Annotated in this window: 15 protein-coding genes and 2 tRNA genes; 4 read left to right on the forward strand and 13 right to left on the reverse strand. The window is 70.1% G+C overall.

The annotated features are described in order from the left end of the window. Positions 1-21 precede the first annotated feature (21 nt). Entirely contained in the window at positions 22-609 is a 588-nt protein-coding gene (locus KDK95_RS01285) for an ATP-dependent Clp protease proteolytic subunit (protein ID WP_212516158.1), read from the reverse strand. Between the two features lie 259 nt (positions 610-868). Beyond that, entirely contained in the window at positions 869-2245 is a 1377-nt protein-coding gene (tig, locus tag KDK95_RS01290; protein WP_212516077.1) for a trigger factor, read from the reverse strand. A 253-nt stretch (positions 2246-2498) separates the two neighbouring features. Here tig and KDK95_RS01295 point away from each other — a divergent pair, with 253 nt between their 5' ends. Then, positions 2499-3347 (forward strand): hypothetical protein, encoded by an 849-nt coding sequence (locus KDK95_RS01295; protein WP_212516078.1) that lies wholly within the window; start codon positions 2499-2501, stop codon positions 3345-3347. A 62-nt stretch (positions 3348-3409) separates the two neighbouring features. Here KDK95_RS01295 and KDK95_RS01300 read toward each other — a convergent pair. Beyond that, positions 3410-3483, reverse strand: a tRNA-Pro gene (locus KDK95_RS01300). A 110-nt stretch (positions 3484-3593) separates the two neighbouring features. Here KDK95_RS01300 and KDK95_RS01305 point away from each other — a divergent pair. Beyond that, positions 3594-3664 (forward strand) — tRNA-Gly (locus tag KDK95_RS01305). A 193-nt stretch (positions 3665-3857) separates the two neighbouring features. Beyond that, positions 3858-6995, forward strand: a complete 3138-nt coding sequence (locus KDK95_RS37570; RefSeq protein WP_212516079.1) for a penicillin-binding transpeptidase domain-containing protein — start codon at positions 3858-3860, stop codon at positions 6993-6995. Positions 6996-7020: 25 nt separating this feature from the next. Here the strand turns inward: KDK95_RS37570 and KDK95_RS01315 are convergent, their stop codons facing one another. The 3 genes from KDK95_RS01315 to KDK95_RS01325 all read right to left on the reverse strand — a co-directional run bounded on the left by KDK95_RS01315 (position 7021) and on the right by KDK95_RS01325 (position 9401). Further along, positions 7021-8157 (reverse strand): PP2C family protein-serine/threonine phosphatase, encoded by a 1137-nt coding sequence (locus tag KDK95_RS01315; protein WP_212516080.1) that lies wholly within the window; start codon positions 8155-8157, stop codon positions 7021-7023. Between the two features lie 160 nt (positions 8158-8317). Continuing rightward, positions 8318-8785: a ribose-5-phosphate isomerase gene (locus KDK95_RS01320; protein ID WP_212516081.1), complete on the reverse strand. Its 468-nt coding sequence runs from the start codon at positions 8783-8785 to the stop codon at positions 8318-8320. 4 nt (positions 8786-8789) lie between these two features. Beyond that, positions 8790-9401 (reverse strand): biotin transporter BioY, encoded by a 612-nt coding sequence (locus KDK95_RS01325; RefSeq protein ID WP_212516082.1) that lies wholly within the window; start codon positions 9399-9401, stop codon positions 8790-8792. Between the two features lie 200 nt (positions 9402-9601). Here KDK95_RS01325 and KDK95_RS01330 point away from each other — a divergent pair, with 200 nt between their 5' ends. Continuing rightward, positions 9602-10327: a response regulator transcription factor gene (locus KDK95_RS01330; protein ID WP_212516083.1), complete on the forward strand. Its 726-nt coding sequence runs from the start codon at positions 9602-9604 to the stop codon at positions 10325-10327. Between the two features lie 841 nt (positions 10328-11168). On the opposite strand, the gene KDK95_RS01335 is transcribed toward KDK95_RS01330, so the two are convergent. The 7 genes from KDK95_RS01335 to KDK95_RS01365 all read right to left on the reverse strand — a co-directional run bounded on the left by KDK95_RS01335 (position 11169) and on the right by KDK95_RS01365 (position 16226). After that, positions 11169-11366: a hypothetical protein gene (locus KDK95_RS01335; protein ID WP_212516084.1), complete on the reverse strand. Its 198-nt coding sequence runs from the start codon at positions 11364-11366 to the stop codon at positions 11169-11171. A gap of 192 nt (positions 11367-11558) precedes the next feature. Then, positions 11559-12527: an MvdC/MvdD family ATP grasp protein gene (locus KDK95_RS01340; RefSeq protein ID WP_212516085.1), complete on the reverse strand. Its 969-nt coding sequence runs from the start codon at positions 12525-12527 to the stop codon at positions 11559-11561. Positions 12528-12529: 2 nt separating this feature from the next. Next, positions 12530-12763 (reverse strand): hypothetical protein, encoded by a 234-nt coding sequence (locus KDK95_RS01345; protein ID WP_212516086.1) that lies wholly within the window; start codon positions 12761-12763, stop codon positions 12530-12532. A 52-nt stretch (positions 12764-12815) separates the two neighbouring features. After that, positions 12816-13349, reverse strand: coding sequence for a hypothetical protein (locus KDK95_RS01350; protein WP_212516087.1), 534 nt, complete (start codon positions 13347-13349; stop codon positions 12816-12818). A 91-nt stretch (positions 13350-13440) separates the two neighbouring features. Continuing rightward, the gene (locus KDK95_RS37325; RefSeq protein WP_212516088.1) at positions 13441-14814 is read right to left on the reverse strand and encodes an AraC family ligand binding domain-containing protein; all 1374 of its coding nucleotides are present in this window, start codon (positions 14812-14814) and stop codon (positions 13441-13443) included. Between the two features lie 168 nt (positions 14815-14982). After that, a complete protein-coding gene (locus tag KDK95_RS01360) occupies positions 14983-15714 on the reverse strand; it encodes an ATP-binding protein (RefSeq protein WP_212516089.1) in 732 nt (243 codons plus the stop codon). Continuing rightward, the gene (locus KDK95_RS01365; RefSeq protein WP_212516090.1) at positions 15711-16226 is read right to left on the reverse strand and encodes a hypothetical protein; all 516 of its coding nucleotides are present in this window, start codon (positions 16224-16226) and stop codon (positions 15711-15713) included. The genes KDK95_RS01360 and KDK95_RS01365 overlap by 4 nt, the downstream gene beginning before the upstream one ends. Between the last annotated feature and the right edge of the window lie 147 nt (positions 16227-16373).

Consider the following 16373-nt stretch of genomic DNA (forward strand, 5'->3'; position numbering starts at 1 on the left):
CCTTCTCTCTGGACGGGCGGATCAGGCCTCGGCCGCGGCGGCGTGCGCGGAGGTCGTGAAGATCTCGTCGATCAGGCCGTAGTCCTTGGCCTCCTCGGCGGTGAACCAGTTGTCGCGCTGCGAGTCCTTCTCGATGGTCTCGAAGCTCTTGCCGGTGTGCTGGGCCGTCAGCTCCAGCATCCGGTGCTTCATCCGCAGCAGCCGCTCGGCCTGGATCTTGATGTCCGAGGCGGTGCCGCCCAGGCCCGCCGAGCCCTGGTGCAGCAGCACCTCGGCGTTCGGCAGCGCGAAGCGCTTGCCCGGGGTGCCCGCGGTGAGCAGGAACTGGCCCATCGAGGCCGCCATGCCCATCGCCACGGTGGCCACGTCGTTGCTGATCAGCTGCATCGTGTCGTAGATGGCCATGCCCGCGGTGACCGAGCCGCCCGGGGAGTTGATGTAGAACCAGATGTCCTTGGTCGGGTCCTCGGCGTTGAGCAGCAGCAGCTGGGCGCACAGCGTGTTGGCGATGTCGTCGTCCACCTGCTGGCCCAGGAAGACGATCCGGTTGCGCAGCAGCCTGTTGAACACCTGGTCGTTGAGCCCGCCGGGACCGTCCAGGCCTGCCATCCGGGGTGCGTGGGAGTTCTGATTCGTCACGTCGTCCACCTTGTTCCGCTGGGGGTGTTCCACCCCACGGCTCTCGCCGCTTGCCGACTCATTGAAAACGACCCTAACCCGTGCCGAGGATTCGGCAGCGGATTAGGGTCGCTTGTTCGCTCTAGGCGTAGAAACTCAAGACCGCCACGGGTCGCTCACGCGCTGGAGCGTGGAAACCCGAGCGCTCCCGAGACCTGTTCCCGAGCCCTGCTCCCGAGCTCTAAGGCGCTTACTCGTGCGCGTGCCCGAAGTGCTCGTCGCCCGCGGTGCGGCCGAAGGCGTCGGTCTCGGCCTCGGCCAGCTCGGCGAGGTCCACCACGTTGCCCGAGGCGTCCTTGACGACGGCGGACTCGAGGATCTGCTGCAGCGCCTTGCCGCGGCGAACCTCGCCGACCAGCGCCGGGATCTGGCCCGACTGCACGACGGACTGGGCGAACTGGTCCGGGCTCATGCCGGAGCCGGCCGCGCGGCGGATCAGGTGGTTGGTCAGCTCGCCCTGGTTCACCGACAGCTCGGCGGAGTCGGCCACCTTGTCGAGCACGAACTGCGCCTTCATGCCGTCGCGCACCTGCTTGTCCAGCTCGGCGTCGAACTCCTCGGGCGTCTGCTCCTGCAGCTTGAAGAAGCCCTCGCGGGTCATGCCCGCGGCCTCGATCTGCTGGTCGAGCTGCTCGTTGCGCCAGGCGATCTCGGCCTCGACGGCCTTGGCCGGCAGCGGGAAGTCGAGCTGCTCGAGGACGGCCTCGAGGACCTTGTCGCGCGCCTGGGCGCCCTGCTCGAACTTCTTCGACTTGGCCAGCCGCGCGGCGATCGACTCGCGCAGCTCGGCGAGGGTGTCGAACTCGCTCGCCAGCTGGGCGAAGTCGTCGTCCAGCTCGGGCAGCTCGCGGGTCTTGACCGAGCCGATGGCGACCTTGATGTCGGCCTCGTCGCCGGCGCGGGAGCCGCCGACCAGGGTGCTGCGGAACTCGACCTCGTCGCCGCCGTTCTTGCCCAGGATCGCCTCGTCCAGGCCGTCGACCATGTTGCCGGAGCCGACCTCGTAGGAGACGCCGGTGGCGGTGCCGTCCTCGAGGACCTCGCCGTCGATGGAGGCGGTCAGGTCGAGGCTGACGAAGTCGCCGTCCTCGATCGCCCGGTCGACGCCGACCAGCGAGCCGAAGCGCTTGCGCAGCGAATCGAGCTGCTCGTCGATCTGCTCGTCGCCGATCTCGGCGTCGTCGACCTCGACCTCGAGGCCCTCGTACGCGGGCAGGTCGAACTCGGGGCGCACGTCCACCTCGGCGGTGAACTTCAGCGCCTCGCCGTCGGTCAGGTCGGTGACCTCGACCTCGGGACGGCCGACGACCTCGAGCTTCGCCTCGTTGACGGCCTTGCCGTACAGGTCGGGCAGCGCCGAGTTGATGGCCTCCTCGAGCACCGGGCCGCGGCCGAACCGCTGGTCGATGATTCGCGGCGGGACCTTCCCCTTGCGGAAGCCCGGCACGTTCACCTGCTCGGCGATCTTCTGGTACGCCGCGTCGAGGCTGGGCTTGAGCTCGGCGAAGGGAACCTCGACGGTGAGCCGGACCCGGGTCGGGTCCAGATTCTCGACGGCGCTCTTCACAGCAGTGGTCTCCTCGTTGGGACTTCGGTATTGACCGCAGGCGCCGCGCCGGACGGTGACTCGGCTGAGTCGGGCACTGATCTACGCCGGCGGGCGGTTTTCCGCACGCCGATACCGCACCTGCGGGGCCATCGTACCCCGCGGACCCCCGCAGGGTGATAAAAGTGCAGTTCACCGCGTACCCAAAGGTCCGGAATCGGTCTAAACGACCTTGAAAAAGGCGGGTGTCCGGCGGCATCGCTATGCTGCGCGCATGTCACCGGACGAATCACAGGACCCTGCAAGACCCGGCGAGTGGACGTCGCCCGTCCCGCAGGACGCCGCGCCGGGTATCCCCGGGATAACCCAGCCGCACGCCCAGCCCTATGGCGGCTACCCGGTCGCCCCGCCCAGGCGGGCGAACACGGGCCTGATCCTCGGCCTCTCGATCGGCTTCGCCTTCCTCGCGGCTATCGGCGTCGGCGCCTACGCGCTGGTCGCCTCCTCCGGCTCCCCGACCTCGACGGCCGCCGCGGCCTCGGACTCCGCGACCGCGGATGCGATCAACTCCGCGGTGGTGAGCGCGATCCAGGCCCAGGCGAGCAGCGACGACAGCACGTCTGCGAGCCCGACGAGCGCGGCCGTCGCCCTGCCCGCCAGCGTCGACGGCCTGCAGCTGCTCAAGTCCAGCAGCGCGCAGGCGGAGGCGAGCCGGGTGCGGACCGGCGTGAGCAAAGGCGGCGCGACGTACACCGGCGCGCTGATCGGCGCCTACGGCCCGCAGGCGAACGGCGGCTGGCGGCTCGTGCTGGTGGACCAGCCGTTCACCAACCTGACCGCGGCCACCGAGAACGAATTCACCTCTACACCGGCCGCCACCATCGTCGACGAGATCACGACGGCGGTGAAGATGGCCGGGACGCAGGTCGAGACGAGCAGCGACTCCTCGGCGGCGATCAGCTGCGGAACGTTGGCCGCCGACGGCCAGACCATCCCGACCTGCATCTGGGTCGACTCGACGAGCTTCGGCCTCGCGTACTTCTACCCCACGTACTACACGACGAGCCTGGACAGTGCCGCGCACTACACCGACGACCTGCGCGCGGCGGCCGAAGCCGGCTGACGCGAAAGCGTCTGCGCCCCCGCCCGACTCCCGGGCGGGGGCGCAGACGCCGATCATTGCAGTCGGGGTGGCGGGATTCGAACCCACGGCCTTTCGCTCCCAAAGCGAACGCGCTACCAAGCTGCGCCACACCCCGGCGAGCGGAGCTTACCCGGTACGGAGCCTCGCATGCACCCGGGTTCTGGTGCGGGAAAACCGTGTCACGCGGCGGCACGGCGATGTGGCAAGATAGGGTCGCGTCACCACGCGGATGTAGCTCAATGGTAGAGCCCTAGTCTTCCAAACTAGCTACGCGGGTTCGATTCCCGTCATCCGCTCCGACGGGGCCCTGGGCGCTTATGCCGGGGCCCCTTTGCGTGCCTATGAACCGCGTTGTCGGTCTTGTTGCCTGGATGTGACGCATTGTCCGCACGTCCGCACATGGCGTGCGGATAGGATCTGCGCGCAACGGACTTGCACACCTGCACGTCTTATGAGCTGCAAGGGTCCGTATCAAGGAGGGGACTTGAGGTGAGCGACGATTCTCCGAGCAAGGGCTGGGACGGCTGGTTCAGCGCCGAGCAGGACTCGTCGGGGGGTGAGGAGGGCTCGGCGGCCGGGCGGCCCGTGCCGGAGGGCGCGCCGGAGCCGGCGCCGGAGGCCGAGGCCGAGCAGACCGACTGGACGATGCCCGCGGTCAAGGGGGACGCGCGGCCCCCGGCCGGCCGGCCCTCGCAGCCGGAGTCGGAGTCGGAGTCGGCAGTCGAGCCGGGGCCGGAGCCCGTGGCGCAGGCCGAGGCCGAGGCCGGGCCGGAGGCCGAGCGTGAGCCGGAGCCTGAGCTCTCGGCCCGGCAGCCGCGGCCGCCGGAGCCGGTGGGCGTGCCGGAGCCGGTGGGCGTGCCGGAGTCGCAGCCGACGGAGGCTCAGCAGCCGTTCGCGTGGAGCCCGGCGCCGACCTCGGAGCCCGAGCCCGCGCCGGAACCCCGGGAGTCCGCGACGCGGGTGCCCCTTGCGTGGAGCCCGGAACCGCAGGCGCTGGCGCGACCGGAGGAGCCTGCGGCCGAGGTGCGGGAGCCGCTCGCCTGGAGCCAGGAAGCGCCGTCGCAGCCGCGGGTGACGGAGGCTCAGGAGCAGTCGGCGTGGAGCCCGGAGCCCGCGCCGGGCGCGCCGGGCGCCGGCTCGACGCCGGACTCGATGGCCACGCACGTGGTGCACCTGGAGAACCCGGACGCGATGGCGACGCGGATCGTGGTCCACGAGGGTCCGGGCCAGAACGCCTCGGCGGCCACGCATCTGGTGAACCAGCCCGTGAACCAGCCCACGCCGGACGGTATGCCCACGCAGCTCGTGAACCAGCCGACGCCGGACGCCACCCCGACCCAGCTCGTGAACCAGCCGACGCCGGACGCCACCCCGACGCAGCTCGTGCCCCAGGCTCCCGCTTCCGCGCAGGACGCGGGCGGCACGTGGCAGCCGCCACAGTCTGCGCAAATGTGGGGCGAGCCTAGGCCCTCGGCCCAGCAGCCGCCGCAGTCCGCGCAAATGTGGGGCGAGCCGCGGCCGTCGGCCCAGCAGCAGTCGCAGTCCTCGTCGAGGGCGGCTCGCGGGTACGCGGGCGCCCCTGGCCAGGGCGCGGCATCCGGCGCCGAAGCCGGTGCGGAGCACGGGCAGCAGGAGCAGCGGCCGGCTCAGCCGTTCCGGATTCCGGAGCCCGAGCCGACGGCCTACCAGCCGCAGGTGCCTCGGCGCCCGGCGCCGCCGCCCGCCGAGGACTTCGCCACCGGCGAGGAGCGGCGTCCCGGCTCGCGCAAGAAGGTGTACCTGGCCAGCGGGATCGGGGCCGCGGCGATCGTCGGGCTGGCGACCGTGCTGGTGCTCAACCAGGGCGGGCTCACCGGCGCGGGCGCCTCGGCCCACGCGACGCCGAGCGGCTTCCAGCCGACCGGGACCACGGTCACGGCCGACGCGCAGGAGACCGCCCAGGCGTTTCTGACGGCCTGGGAGAGCGGGAACTTCAAGCAGGCCGCGTCGTACACGGACGACTCGGCGGCCGCGCAGTCCACGCTGGCGGCGTTCAGCTCGAATCTGAACCTCCACGGTCTGACGCTCTCGGCCACCGGTTCCACGGCGCTCGCCGCGGCGTCCGCCTCGGCCGGGGCGTCCGCGACGGGTTCGACGTCTGCTTCGGCATCGGCGTCCGCATCCGCCTCGTACGGCGCCTCGGCGCCGACGGGCACGGCCGGCGCGGTCACGTTCTCGGTCGTCGCCAAGGTCGGCCTGCCGTCCACCTCCGCGTCGTCGACGTCGTCGAGTTCCTCGTCCGCGTCGAGCTCGGCCGGCGCGTCGTCGTCCTCCTCGTCGTCGTCGAGCACGAGCACGGGCACGAGCACGTCGACCTCCGACACGAGCTCGGTGTCCGCGAACTGGTCGTACAGCTCAAAGGTGGTGGCCTACAAGAAGAACGGCGGCTGGTGGATCCAGTGGAACCCGTCGCTGGTCGCGCCGAACCTGACCGCTGACGAGAAGGTCGTCAGCGTCGCGCTCGCCCCCTCAGCCTCCGAAGTGGTGGACGACGCCGGGAACAGCCTCTCGTCCGCCACGGACCCCGGCGTGCACAACATCTACACCGCGCTGAAGAAGTCGGCTCCGGCCGGCCAGGGCACGCCCGGCGTCGAGATCGTGCTGGAGAAGGCCGACGGCACGCAGGTCAGCGGCAGCACGGACGTGCTGAGCCAGCCGATGAACACCGGGGTCGTCAAGACGACGATCAACGCGAAGGCGGAGGCGGCCGCGCAGGCGGCGGTCCAGAAGTACTCGGACAGCTCGATGGTCGTGCTGCAGCCGAGCACCGGCGACATCCTCGCGGTGGCGAACAACGACGGCGGCAACGACTTCGCGCTCACCGCGCGGATCGCGCCCGGCTCGACGAACAAGATCATCACCGCGACGGCGCTGCTGGCCAACGGCGAGGTCTCCTCGACCAGCCAGGCGGTGGAGTGCCCCGCGAAGATCACGGTCGACGGCACGGTGTTCGCCAACTCGCAGAACGAGAGCGAGCCGGCCGGCACCCCGTTCCTGACCGACTTCGCGGTGTCCTGCAACAACGCGTTCGGCCAGTGGTACGACAAGATCGGCTCGACGACGCTCGCCCAGACGGCCGAGAAGTACTACGGACTGAACCAGCAGTGGAACCTCGGCACCGGCCTGGCCGGCCCGTACTACCAGATCCCGTCCAGCTCCTCGAACGGCGAGCTGTTCCAGGAGCTGTTCGGCCAGGGCCAGCTCGAGGCCGCTCCGCTGGCGATGGCCTCGGTCGCCGCGACGGTGGACACCGGCACGTTCAAGCAGCCGATCGTGGTGCAGGGCGCCTCGCAGCTGACCGCTACCTCGCTGCCGACGAACGTGCAGCAGGGCCTGTGGAAGATGATGAAGGCCGTCACCAACGACTCCGATGGCACCGCGTACAACGTGTTCAGCAGCGTGAACTCGACGGTCTACGGCAAGACGGGCACCGCGGACGTCGGCGCCACGCAGACCAAGCCGAACAGCTGGATGGTCGTGTTCGACCCGACCCTGGACATCGCGATCGCGACCGTCGTGCTCGACGCCGGCTACGGCGCCTCGTACGCGGGTCCGGAGTCGGCCGCGGCGCTCGCCGCGATGCAGTAGCCGGAGAAGGGCGCGGCGCCCTGGCCTAGGCCTGGGCGTCGCGGCACAGCAGGACGAGGGCGCGGTCGTCGTTCACCGAACGCGCGACCGTGTCCACGATCCGCATCGCGCCGCCGGGGAAGCTCTTGTGCCGCAGCGTCTGCGCGGCGCCGAGCAGCCGGTCCAGGCCCACGGAGAGGTCCCGGCCAGGCCGCTCGACGAGTCCGTCGGTGTAGAGCAGCAGCGCGTCGCCCGGGTCCAGGCGCCCGCGGCTCGGCTCGTACACCACGTCGGGCAGCACGCCGAGCACCGGGCCCGGCGCCTCGGCGAGCTCCCATCCGCCGGTGCCCGCGTTCAGCCGCGCGACCGGCGGATGCCCCGCGCTGTAGCACTCGAACGCGCCGGACTCCAGGTCCAGCACGAGGTGCACGGCGGTCGCGAAGCCCTCCTCCCAGCCCTGCCGCAGCAGGTAGCGGTTCGCCGCGGCCAGGAACTCGCCGGCCGGGACCGAGCCGAGCAGGCCGCCGAACGCGCCGGACAGAGCCAGGGCCCTGGTTCCCGCCTCGAGGCCCTTGCCGCTGACGTCGACGAGGCCGAGCTGCAGGACGCCGCCCTGCTCCGAGCGCGCGGCGACGAGGAAGTCCCCCGCGAAGGCATGGCCGCCGGCCGACTTGAGGGCGACGTCGACGTCCCAGCCCTTCGGCAGCCGGGGCACCCGGCCCTGCGCCTGCAGCCGTTCGCGCAGATCGAAGAGCATGGATTCGCCGCGGGTGCCGCGCACCCCGAGCCGCACCCGCTCGCGCGACATGACGAGCACGACGAGCGCGGTGAGGCCGACGAGCAGCACGGTGCCGGGGTCGGGCCTGGCGGGGTTCATCGTGGCCGAGTCGGCGAGCACGACGACGGCCGCGGCGAGCAGCAGCATCAGCTGCGCGGTGAAGGTGAGGGTGAAGCCGCCGAGCAGCAGCGGCAGCGTGACCATCGAGGTCTGCACCCACGGGTTGTGCAGGTGCGCGAGCACCCCGAGGGCCGCGGTGAGGGCGAGCAGCGCCGGCAGGACGAGGGCCTCGGCGGCCAGCAGCCGGTGCCTGACCCAGAACCTCACCGGGGACCATCGGCTCCGGCGGCGCGCCGCGTCACGCGAGCGGGCCGCCGGACGGTCCATCGCAGCCGTCGCCATCATGGTCGCCGACCTTACCGACCGGCCCCGCCACCGTCACCCGAGCGGGGGCAAAAGCCCCGGTGGCGTCCCCTGCTGTCACTCATTGGGTTGAATACCGTGGGGCACGGGGCATGGGGCGCCGGGCACTCGGCCCGGCGCCGCAGCTGCCGACCCGGCGGGCTCATTCGGGCTTGGGCAGCTCTCCGGTGGTCTCGAACTCGGTGAGCATGCCGATCCGGCGGATGTGCCGCGGGTCCTGGCTGAACGGGGTCTCGACGAAGATCTCGACGAAGCGGGTGGCGACCTCGACCGGGTGCATCCGGCCGCCGATGCTGATCACGTTGGCGTCGTTGTGCTGCCGGGCCAGCGCCGCGGTCTCCTCGCTCCACACCAGCGCGGCACGGGTGCCCGGCACCTTGTTCGCGGCGATGACCTCGCCGTTGCCGGAGCCGCCGATGACGATGCCGAGCGTGCCCGGCTCCTCGGCCGCGTTCTTGGCGGCCGCCATCACGTACGGCGGGTAGTCGTCGGTGGCGACGTACTCGTAGGGACCGCAGTCGACCGGCTCGTGCCCGAGCTCCTTCAGGTGTGCGACAAGGTGCTGCTTCAGCTCGAAGCCCGCGTGGTCCGAGCCCAGGTAGATACGCATGCGGCTAGTGTCCCACGCCGCGCTCGCCGGCGAACTTCCAGGCGCCCGGCAGCAGGCCGGCGGCAAGCAGGATCTTCAGCGCGTCGCCGAGCAGGAAGACGGTCAGGCCGTAGTGCACGGCCTCGGACATCGGCAGGTGCGCCGACCAGGCCAGGTAGGGGACGCCGCAGGCGTAGATGACGACGTTCCCCGCCGCCATCGTCACCGCGGTGCGCCACGGCGAGCGGTCCGCGCCGCGTTCGGCGAGCCGGCCGACGAGCGCGCCCGCCAGGATGAACCCGACCAGGTAGCCGAGCGTGGCCAGGTGGATCGAACCGCTGGTGGCGCCCGCGAACCAGGGCACGCCGACGAATCCGGCCAGCAGGTACAGCGCCATCGAGGCCGCGCCGCGACGGGCGCCGAGCGCTGCGCCGACCAGCAGCACGCCGAAGGTCTGGCCGGTGACCGGCACCGGGGAGCCGTGCACCGGGATCGAGATCTGCGCGGCCAGTCCGGTCAGGCCCGCACCGGCGGCGATCAGCGCGGCCTCGCGTGCCTTCGCGCCCAGCGGCACGCGGATCAGGTCGGCCAGCACGCGGCGGCCGGCGCGCGGATCGAGGGCGAGGGTGGACGCCATCGGGGCTCCTTCGCTTGTAGGGCTCCTCTAGTGGGAACTTCCGTCTCACGACGCTAGCGGCGCGCCGGGCGCCGATCTGTTGCCGGATTCCACAAAAAGGCCCTCGCAGCGTTGCCCCCGCTCACAGCAGACTCCCAGCGAACACACAAGTAGGGCACAGTGGAGAAGGAGACCGTGGTCGGGACCGGAAAGGCGGTTTCATGAACGGGACGCGACCCGAGGCGCGGATCCTGGTGGTCGACGACGAGAACTCGATCACCGATCTTGTCGGCCTGGCGCTGCGCTACGAGGGCTTCGAGGTGGCCAGTGCGGCGAACGGCCGTACCGCGCTCGCGGCCGCCGCCGAGTTCGGCCCGGACCTGCTGGTGCTCGACGTGATGCTGCCGGACTTCGACGGGCTCGAGGTCTGCTCGCGGCTGCGCGCGCAGGGGCTGCGGGTGCCGGTGGTCTTCCTGACCGCGCGGGACGCCACCGAGGACAAGATCACCGGGCTGACGGTCGGCGGGGACGACTACGTCACCAAGCCCTTCTCGCTGGACGAGCTGATCGCGCGGATCCGGGCCGTGCTGCGGCGGACCAGGCCGGAGGCCGAGCAGGTGCGGCTCGGCTACGCGGACCTGGTCATCGACGAGGACGCGCACGAGGCCCGGCGCGGCGGCGAGGCGATGGAGCTGACGCCGACCGAGTTCAAGCTCCTGCGGTTCCTGACCCTGAACGCGGGCCGGGTGATGTCGAAGGCGCAGATCCTGGACCACGTCTGGCAGTACGACTTCGGCGGCGGCGACAACGTCGTCGAGACCTACATCTCCTATCTGCGCAGTAACCCCCGCTATGTACATAGTACCGGGCGAGATGGCCTGTATCAAGGCTCTGGTGAGCTTGAATGCAGGTCACAGGGCTGGGGCGGGGTGCGGGCCAGGGCGTGAGCCCTGGTTTACCACCCACTAGGGCGGCCGGTTTTGGGTGCGGGGGTCTCCTCGTCGGGCGGGCTTGCCCGGACCAGGGTTCTGACGGGGCACGCCAGCGGCGGAGCGGTGAGCGCGTACGGCGTGACTGTTCGCCGCTGGCGTGCCCCGTCAGGTTCCTGGTACGCCTTCGGCGCTCGTCGAGGTGACCCCCGCACCCAACCGGCCAACCGGACGCACGTCGCCGGACGCGGCCGGGCCACGGCGGTGTTCGCGCGGGGGCTCTCCGAGGAGCGGTCCGCGCCGGAGGCGGCAGAGGGTTTTCAAGTCGTTGCCTGCGGCGGGCTTTCGAGCGTGTTCGGGTCCTTGCTATCATCGCCGCGATGCCGATCACTTCGGCAGGCGCCCCGGGTTTTGACCATCCCCCCCGGTCAATCTGGCGGCGTACCCGGCCCGGCGTCCTCCCCCCCGATGCCGGGCCGGGCCTTTGTCGTAGAGGTTCCGCAGCGTTCGAGTGGGCGGAGATGCCGGCGGAGCCGCGGCGCCCCGACCACGGCCTGAGCAGGCATAGCGTGCCGCTGCTCTGCCGGTTTCGCAGCCCTGGTGAGCACGCTGGAACCCCTTAGCGAGCAACAGCGGACCCGCCGCCGATTGGTCTTTCCTCGCGACCCACCACCCAGCTAGCGGAGAGGACGGGACGGAGAGGGACGCACTGTGTGCGGCGCTCGCCGTAACGGCCACGGGAGCGGCAACACCTTCTCGGAGCTGGGCCACGATGCTTGAGAGCCTGACCACCCTCGGAGCTGCTTTGCGACGACGGGTAGCGGTCCGGGCCACGGCGGCGAGTAGCGCCCGGAGGAGCCTAGCGTGCCTGTTTGCGCCGGTTGAGGGCATGGCTGAGCCGGGCTGTCGCCTTGATCCGGGCCATGGTGAGGGCTCGGATGACGACTGCCGATGTGAGGAAGTACGCCGTGATCACTGCGGCGAAGACGGTTAATGCGAGTTCGGCGGGGACTCGGATCAGGGCGGGTATGCGGTAACGGGGTGAGCCGTCGTTCATCCTGGTTCCTCGGTCGTGGGCAACAGATGGGACGACAACGCCCCCTGATCCTCCGACCGTGCGACGGGTCGGGCGCAGGGATCAGGGGGCGCCGTGTGCGCTGGCTGGGGGGAGAGCGTTCACCAGTTCGCGCGGGGATGCCCGCCGCTGCTCGTGGGGACTAGCTGCGCGGCGGCGGGCGGCTCGTTTGGCCTACTCGGGTGAGGGGGCCTTGGTGAGGGCGCGGGCGATGGCGTCGGCGATGTCGTCGGAGACTTCGTCGATCCATGCCCATTGCCCGTTGGCGTTGATTTCGAGGAACCACCAGGTTCCGGCCTTGTCGATCAGGAAATCCAGGGCTCCGTAACGCAGGTTCATTCGCCGCATGAGCTGCCGAACGCTGTCAGCGACTGCGGGCGGCGGCTGGACGCGCTTGTACGTCAGTGAGTCCTGATCTGATCGCCAGTCGAGCCGGGCGGCTGGTGAGCCGAAGTGGATTTCGGCGGCGAACAGCTCGTCGTCCACGGCGGTGAGCCTGACGGCGTGCTCCGCGTTGATCCACCGTTGGAACTGGTGGGGTATCCCGAGCAGGCTTGCCGAACGGATCTCGTCGGCGCGCAGTCGTCGGGTGTAGATGGCTTCCTGTTCGCCCTCGGGGCCGAGAAACGCGGCTGTTCCGAAGGACTTGACCGCGACTTCCCCGCCGACCTGCGCGGCGAAGTGCGCGGCGTGCGCGGTGTCTCCGGTGACCATGGTCGCGGGGACGGTGAGGCCGCACGCGTCGGCGAGCACGAGTTGCCAGGGCTTTGAGCGCTGGACGGCGAGCAGGGTTGCCGGATGGCCGAGCCAGAGGTGTTCTGGGAGCGCGGCGAGGACTCCGCCGAAACCGAGAGTGATCTCTTTCTCGACGAATCCGTCTCGGCCGGGCGAGCCGTGTCCGGTGACGCGCGGGGTGGACGGGCGCCGATAGTAGACGCCGGTGATCTCGCGGAGCGTCGTGGTGCGGCTGCCGACGCGCAGGATTCCGGCCCACTCGCCGCCGTTGAACTGCGCGGTCATTCCGGCGCCTGCCGGAAAGTCGGCGTAGTCCAGTCGAATGACGGGAGTATCCAGCTCGCGAAGCTTGACGATGACGCGGTCGGCGGTGATGTCCTGGCGCTGGGTCAGGATCAGCGCGGGCACGGTCAGTCGTCCTCGTCCTTGATGTTGTCGGTCACGGAGGTGGAGGTGGTTCCGGCGATGAAGTCGGGAACGGTGTGCGCGGGGGTGTCGGTGCCCTTGATGACGAGGATCTGAAGGGCCTCGTCCCAGTCGGTGGCGGGCAGTTCGGTGGTGGGGATGGTCTGGGTGCCGCGCAGGATCAGCGGCAGGGCGGTCTCGGTGTCGGTGGGCGTGTCGTGCTGGAGGGTGGGGGACATTGCCTTGACTCCCTGGTGTTGGGTGGCCGCGACACCGGGCGGTGGCGCGGGGCTAGAGGGGCATCGACAGGGCTTTAAGCGCGTTCCGGCCGCGTTCGGTGCGGGGCTGGTAGACGGCTAAGAGCGCTGCGGCATCCGAAAGGGCTTTGATCCGCTCGTCGGGGCTGACGCGGCTGAGAACGTGTTGCGCTGCGGGAACGCCGTTGCCTGCGCATGTGGCGGGGCACGCGTCGAACGCGGCGGTAGCCGCTGCCACGAATGCCGGGCCGGGAATCGGGGCGCCGGGCTTGGTGGGCTCGGTCCCGAGTCCTTCGGGTAGGAACGGCTCACGTCCGCTCGTTGGAACGGGCGTGGTCATCGCGTGAGTGACTGCGAGGATTTCGGCCGTGTAGGCGACCAGGGCTGAGCACACGAACACGTCATCGCTCGCGTCATCGATCGCCGCATCGAGGCAGGCGGCGCAGCCGTCTGCGATCGAGTAACAGATCTCTGCGGCGGCGGGCAGGGCGGGATAGCCCGGGAACCCGGGAAACCCCAGGTTGAACGCGGGCTGTGTCCGGTGTACGTGGTCGGCTGTCCTGGTCATCGGCTGATTGCTCCTTTGGCGAGTCTCGGGCGCGCTGGACCGCACTTGGTGTCAGTATCGCGCGCCCGAGTCCCGCCCCGGTGGCGAACCCTCAGGCGGCCGTCGCGATGGCTACCGGCTCGGAGGGCGCGGCGGTGGTGTAGATCGTGTGCCTGCACAGGGTGAATTGGATGTGCCTGCTGTGTCCGGGCTCGCCCGGTGTGGCGGTGGCGTGCACGACGCCTTCGGGGATCAGCAGCACGTCACCGGCCTGGGTGGTGTACTGCTGCTGATCGGCGCCGGGGTTGATGGTCCACGTCTTGGCTCCGTCCATCTGGACGATGACCGAATACCACTCGTCGGTGTGCGCGCCGGGGGTCTCGTCCTGGGGACGGGAGTCGAAGACGGCGGCGAGCACTTCGAGCTTGCTTCCGGATAGGCGGGCGAGGTAGGCGGCGGCGTGGTTGAGCCACGCCATGGTGTGGTGTGCGCGTTCGAAGACCCACGTGCGCGGTTGGGCGTTGTAGGCCTCGATCAGTTCGGCGCGGTCGGTGTACCGGGCGGCGGTGCTGAAGCTGAGCGTGACCATCTGGCCGTCCGGAATCTCACTCCGCGTGGGCAAGGGGAGGTCGGCGAGGTATTCCGGCTTGAAGACGCGCCGGTAGATCGCGGCCCGCTGATGGTCGGGGCGCGGACCGCCCGCCCGCCTGATGTACTCCCACAGGCTCGCGGTGAACGTGGCCGCGCGCGACTGTTCCTCGTCGGTGGCTTCAAGCGTCACCGGCTGCACGAAAGCGGCCGTGGGGTCGGGAACGGTCGGCACGAAGTCGTCTTCGCCGTCTCCGACGTAGATCGGCAAGTCGCTGCCGGGCAGCGTGACGCACTTGTGCCTCTGCGCCGGGGCGAGCGCGGGCTCTGCCGTCGCGTCGGCGTCGAGGTTTTCGCGGTAGAGGTCGCGGCCCTGGTAGGTGCCGACCTTGCGGATTCGGGCCGTGTCGGCGGCGAGCGGCGGGACGTTGAAGGTCGCGCGGTCACCGGTGTACCAGCTGCCGCCGCTGTCGTCGGGCAGGCAGTGATGGCTCGTGACGGCCGCGACGCTGGAGTGCACGATGTAGCTGGTTATGTCGTTGACGGTCTCGGTCCAGTGGGCCACGGCGTTTGGCGCGTCCTTGGGGTCGGCCGACGTGTGCAGCGGTTCGGGGCCGGGAACGCGAACGTAGGAGTCCGTACCGTCGTCCCCGGTGACGACCTGGTGAACGTCGGCGTCTGCGGCAGGCGGGCTGCCCGCGCTCGCGCTCATGGCGGCGACTCCCTGAATCGCCTGGTAGACGTACCCTCCCGCGGCCGTGGTGTCTACGGGCTGGGCGTTGATCCAGCGGTAGTCGCCGTTTTCGAGGTTGATGTGACCCCGGATCGCGGTCGGCTCGTGGGGCGGCTCGTCTACGGGCGATGGCGGGGTGAACGGCTCGGTTTCGGCTATGGTCACAGTAATCCGTTTCTCTGGCGGATGTGGGTTGGTGGCCCCCGGTCCGCTGTGGGTGCGCGCCTACGGCGGACCGGGGGTGTCTAAGGGGCCTGGCATTCGGCATACCGTGGCGGTGTCCCGCGCTGCGGGATGCCTTCAACTACGCCGCGCCGGGCCGGGTGGCGGCGGTCAGGAGACCTCGACCTTGATGCGCCGGATCGAGTCTTCGAGCTGTTCGCGGGCGGCGAGGCTGGCGACGCACGCGGATGGCGCGGGTAGCCTGCTCGGGATGGCCGGTCGTGCCTGCGGGCGCGCTCCCGGCTTGCACTGGGCGCGGCGCGGCAGAGGTACGTACATCTCAGGCTCCTGAGTAGCAAGGTCGGGGCGCGGGCTCGGGCGGACGGCGGTGACAGGGGTAGCGGGGGTCACCTCGTCCGGGTCCAGCGGCTCATGCGCGGGCTCCGCGCTTCTGGGGCGTGGAGGCTGGCGGAGCTTGAGCGCGAACCACACCGCTTTGCCGTCGTGGGCGAGGTATCGCGCAGGCTCGGGACGGCATCCCCACTCGTCGGCAAGCTCGCTGACCAGGATCAGGCCGCGTCCGCTCTCGCTGTCCGCGTCGGACTGCTGGACCACAGGCATATCCGGGCTGTGGTCCAGCACTTCGACGCGAAGTTCCGAAGCGGTGACGCTGGCGCGTACGACGATGAACCGGCCCCAGTGCCGTCCGAGCAGACGCGACGTGGCTAGGACGGCGTTGGTCACCAGCTCCGAGCCGAGCAGTAGCGCGCGCTCTGCCGCGTCGTCCTCGACTCCCCACAGGTCGCAAAGCTGGGTGATGAACCGGCGACCGAGGCCGGGGGCGTCGGTGTAGGCGCCGAGATTGACGCCGTAGGTGGTGCCGTCGATCGCGAGAACGCTCATTGCTCCCGCTCCTCAGGATTCGAGATATTCGAGACGTTGGTGTCGGCGTAGAGCCGGGTGGTGCGGTTGCCGTCATCGTCGGCGTCGCAGCGCCACTCGATGACGTAGTGGCCGAGCATCCTGAAGCACATCGCGAGATCGTTGCGGGACCGGTGGAGGTCGGGGGTTGCCGTGCCGTGGTCGGTCAGTTCAACCAGCACGCGCGGGCTCTCCCAACCAACGGTGACCGTCGCAGGGCCTTTACTGTCGTGGACCGCGAGCCACAGGGCGAAGTCATCGGCTGCCTGGCTGATGAACATGGTTGCAACGTCGTCGTTGAGGCGCGGACGCAGCCAATTGCCGACGATGCTCTCGGTGCGGTCGCCTTCGTCCTCCAGCGACAGCAACGGCTCTGAGTACACGTCAGCAGCGGGAGACAGGTACGCGGTGGACTGCACCTGTTCGGCGCCCGAGGTCGCATCGATTTCACGCGTCGAATCCACGGTGTCGCTCGGAGTGGTCGAGCTGTTCACAGAGCTCCCCAACGTAGTCAGATGTTCGGATGCATTTGCAGGCGCAACGGCGCTACGATGAAACCGCCCCTGACTGACGGAGCGTCACGCCGACACTCTCAGAGTGCTACCGCTCCACGGAGCACTTCAAGAAGCGCTCCGCGATTT

This window comes from Actinospica acidithermotolerans (assembly GCF_018139625.1).
Classification (GTDB): domain Bacteria; phylum Actinomycetota; class Actinomycetes; order Streptomycetales; family Catenulisporaceae; genus Actinospica; species Actinospica acidithermotolerans.

Excerpts from the sequence above, each read along its gene's own strand:
- KDK95_RS01335 (WP_212516084.1), bottom strand. The coding sequence starts at position 11,366 with ATGAACGACGGCTCACCCCGTTACCGCATACCCGCCCTGATCCGAGTC.
- KDK95_RS01345 (WP_212516086.1), bottom strand. The coding sequence starts at position 12,763 with ATGTCCCCCACCCTCCAGCACGACACGCCCACCGACACCGAGACCGCC.
- KDK95_RS01350 (WP_212516087.1), bottom strand. The coding sequence starts at position 13,349 with ATGACCAGGACAGCCGACCACGTACACCGGACACAGCCCGCGTTCAAC.
- KDK95_RS01315 (WP_212516080.1), bottom strand. The coding sequence starts at position 8,157 with ATGATGGCGACGGCTGCGATGGACCGTCCGGCGGCCCGCTCGCGTGAC.
- KDK95_RS01330 (WP_212516083.1), top strand. The coding sequence starts at position 9,602 with ATGAACGGGACGCGACCCGAGGCGCGGATCCTGGTGGTCGACGACGAG.
- KDK95_RS01285 (WP_212516158.1), bottom strand. The coding sequence starts at position 609 with ATGGCAGGCCTGGACGGTCCCGGCGGGCTCAACGACCAGGTGTTCAAC.
- KDK95_RS01320 (WP_212516081.1), bottom strand. The coding sequence starts at position 8,785 with ATGCGTATCTACCTGGGCTCGGACCACGCGGGCTTCGAGCTGAAGCAG.
- KDK95_RS01295 (WP_212516078.1), top strand. The coding sequence starts at position 2,499 with ATGTCACCGGACGAATCACAGGACCCTGCAAGACCCGGCGAGTGGACG.
- KDK95_RS01360 (WP_212516089.1), bottom strand. The coding sequence starts at position 15,714 with ATGAGCGTTCTCGCGATCGACGGCACCACCTACGGCGTCAATCTCGGC.
- KDK95_RS01325 (WP_212516082.1), bottom strand. The coding sequence starts at position 9,401 with ATGGCGTCCACCCTCGCCCTCGATCCGCGCGCCGGCCGCCGCGTGCTG.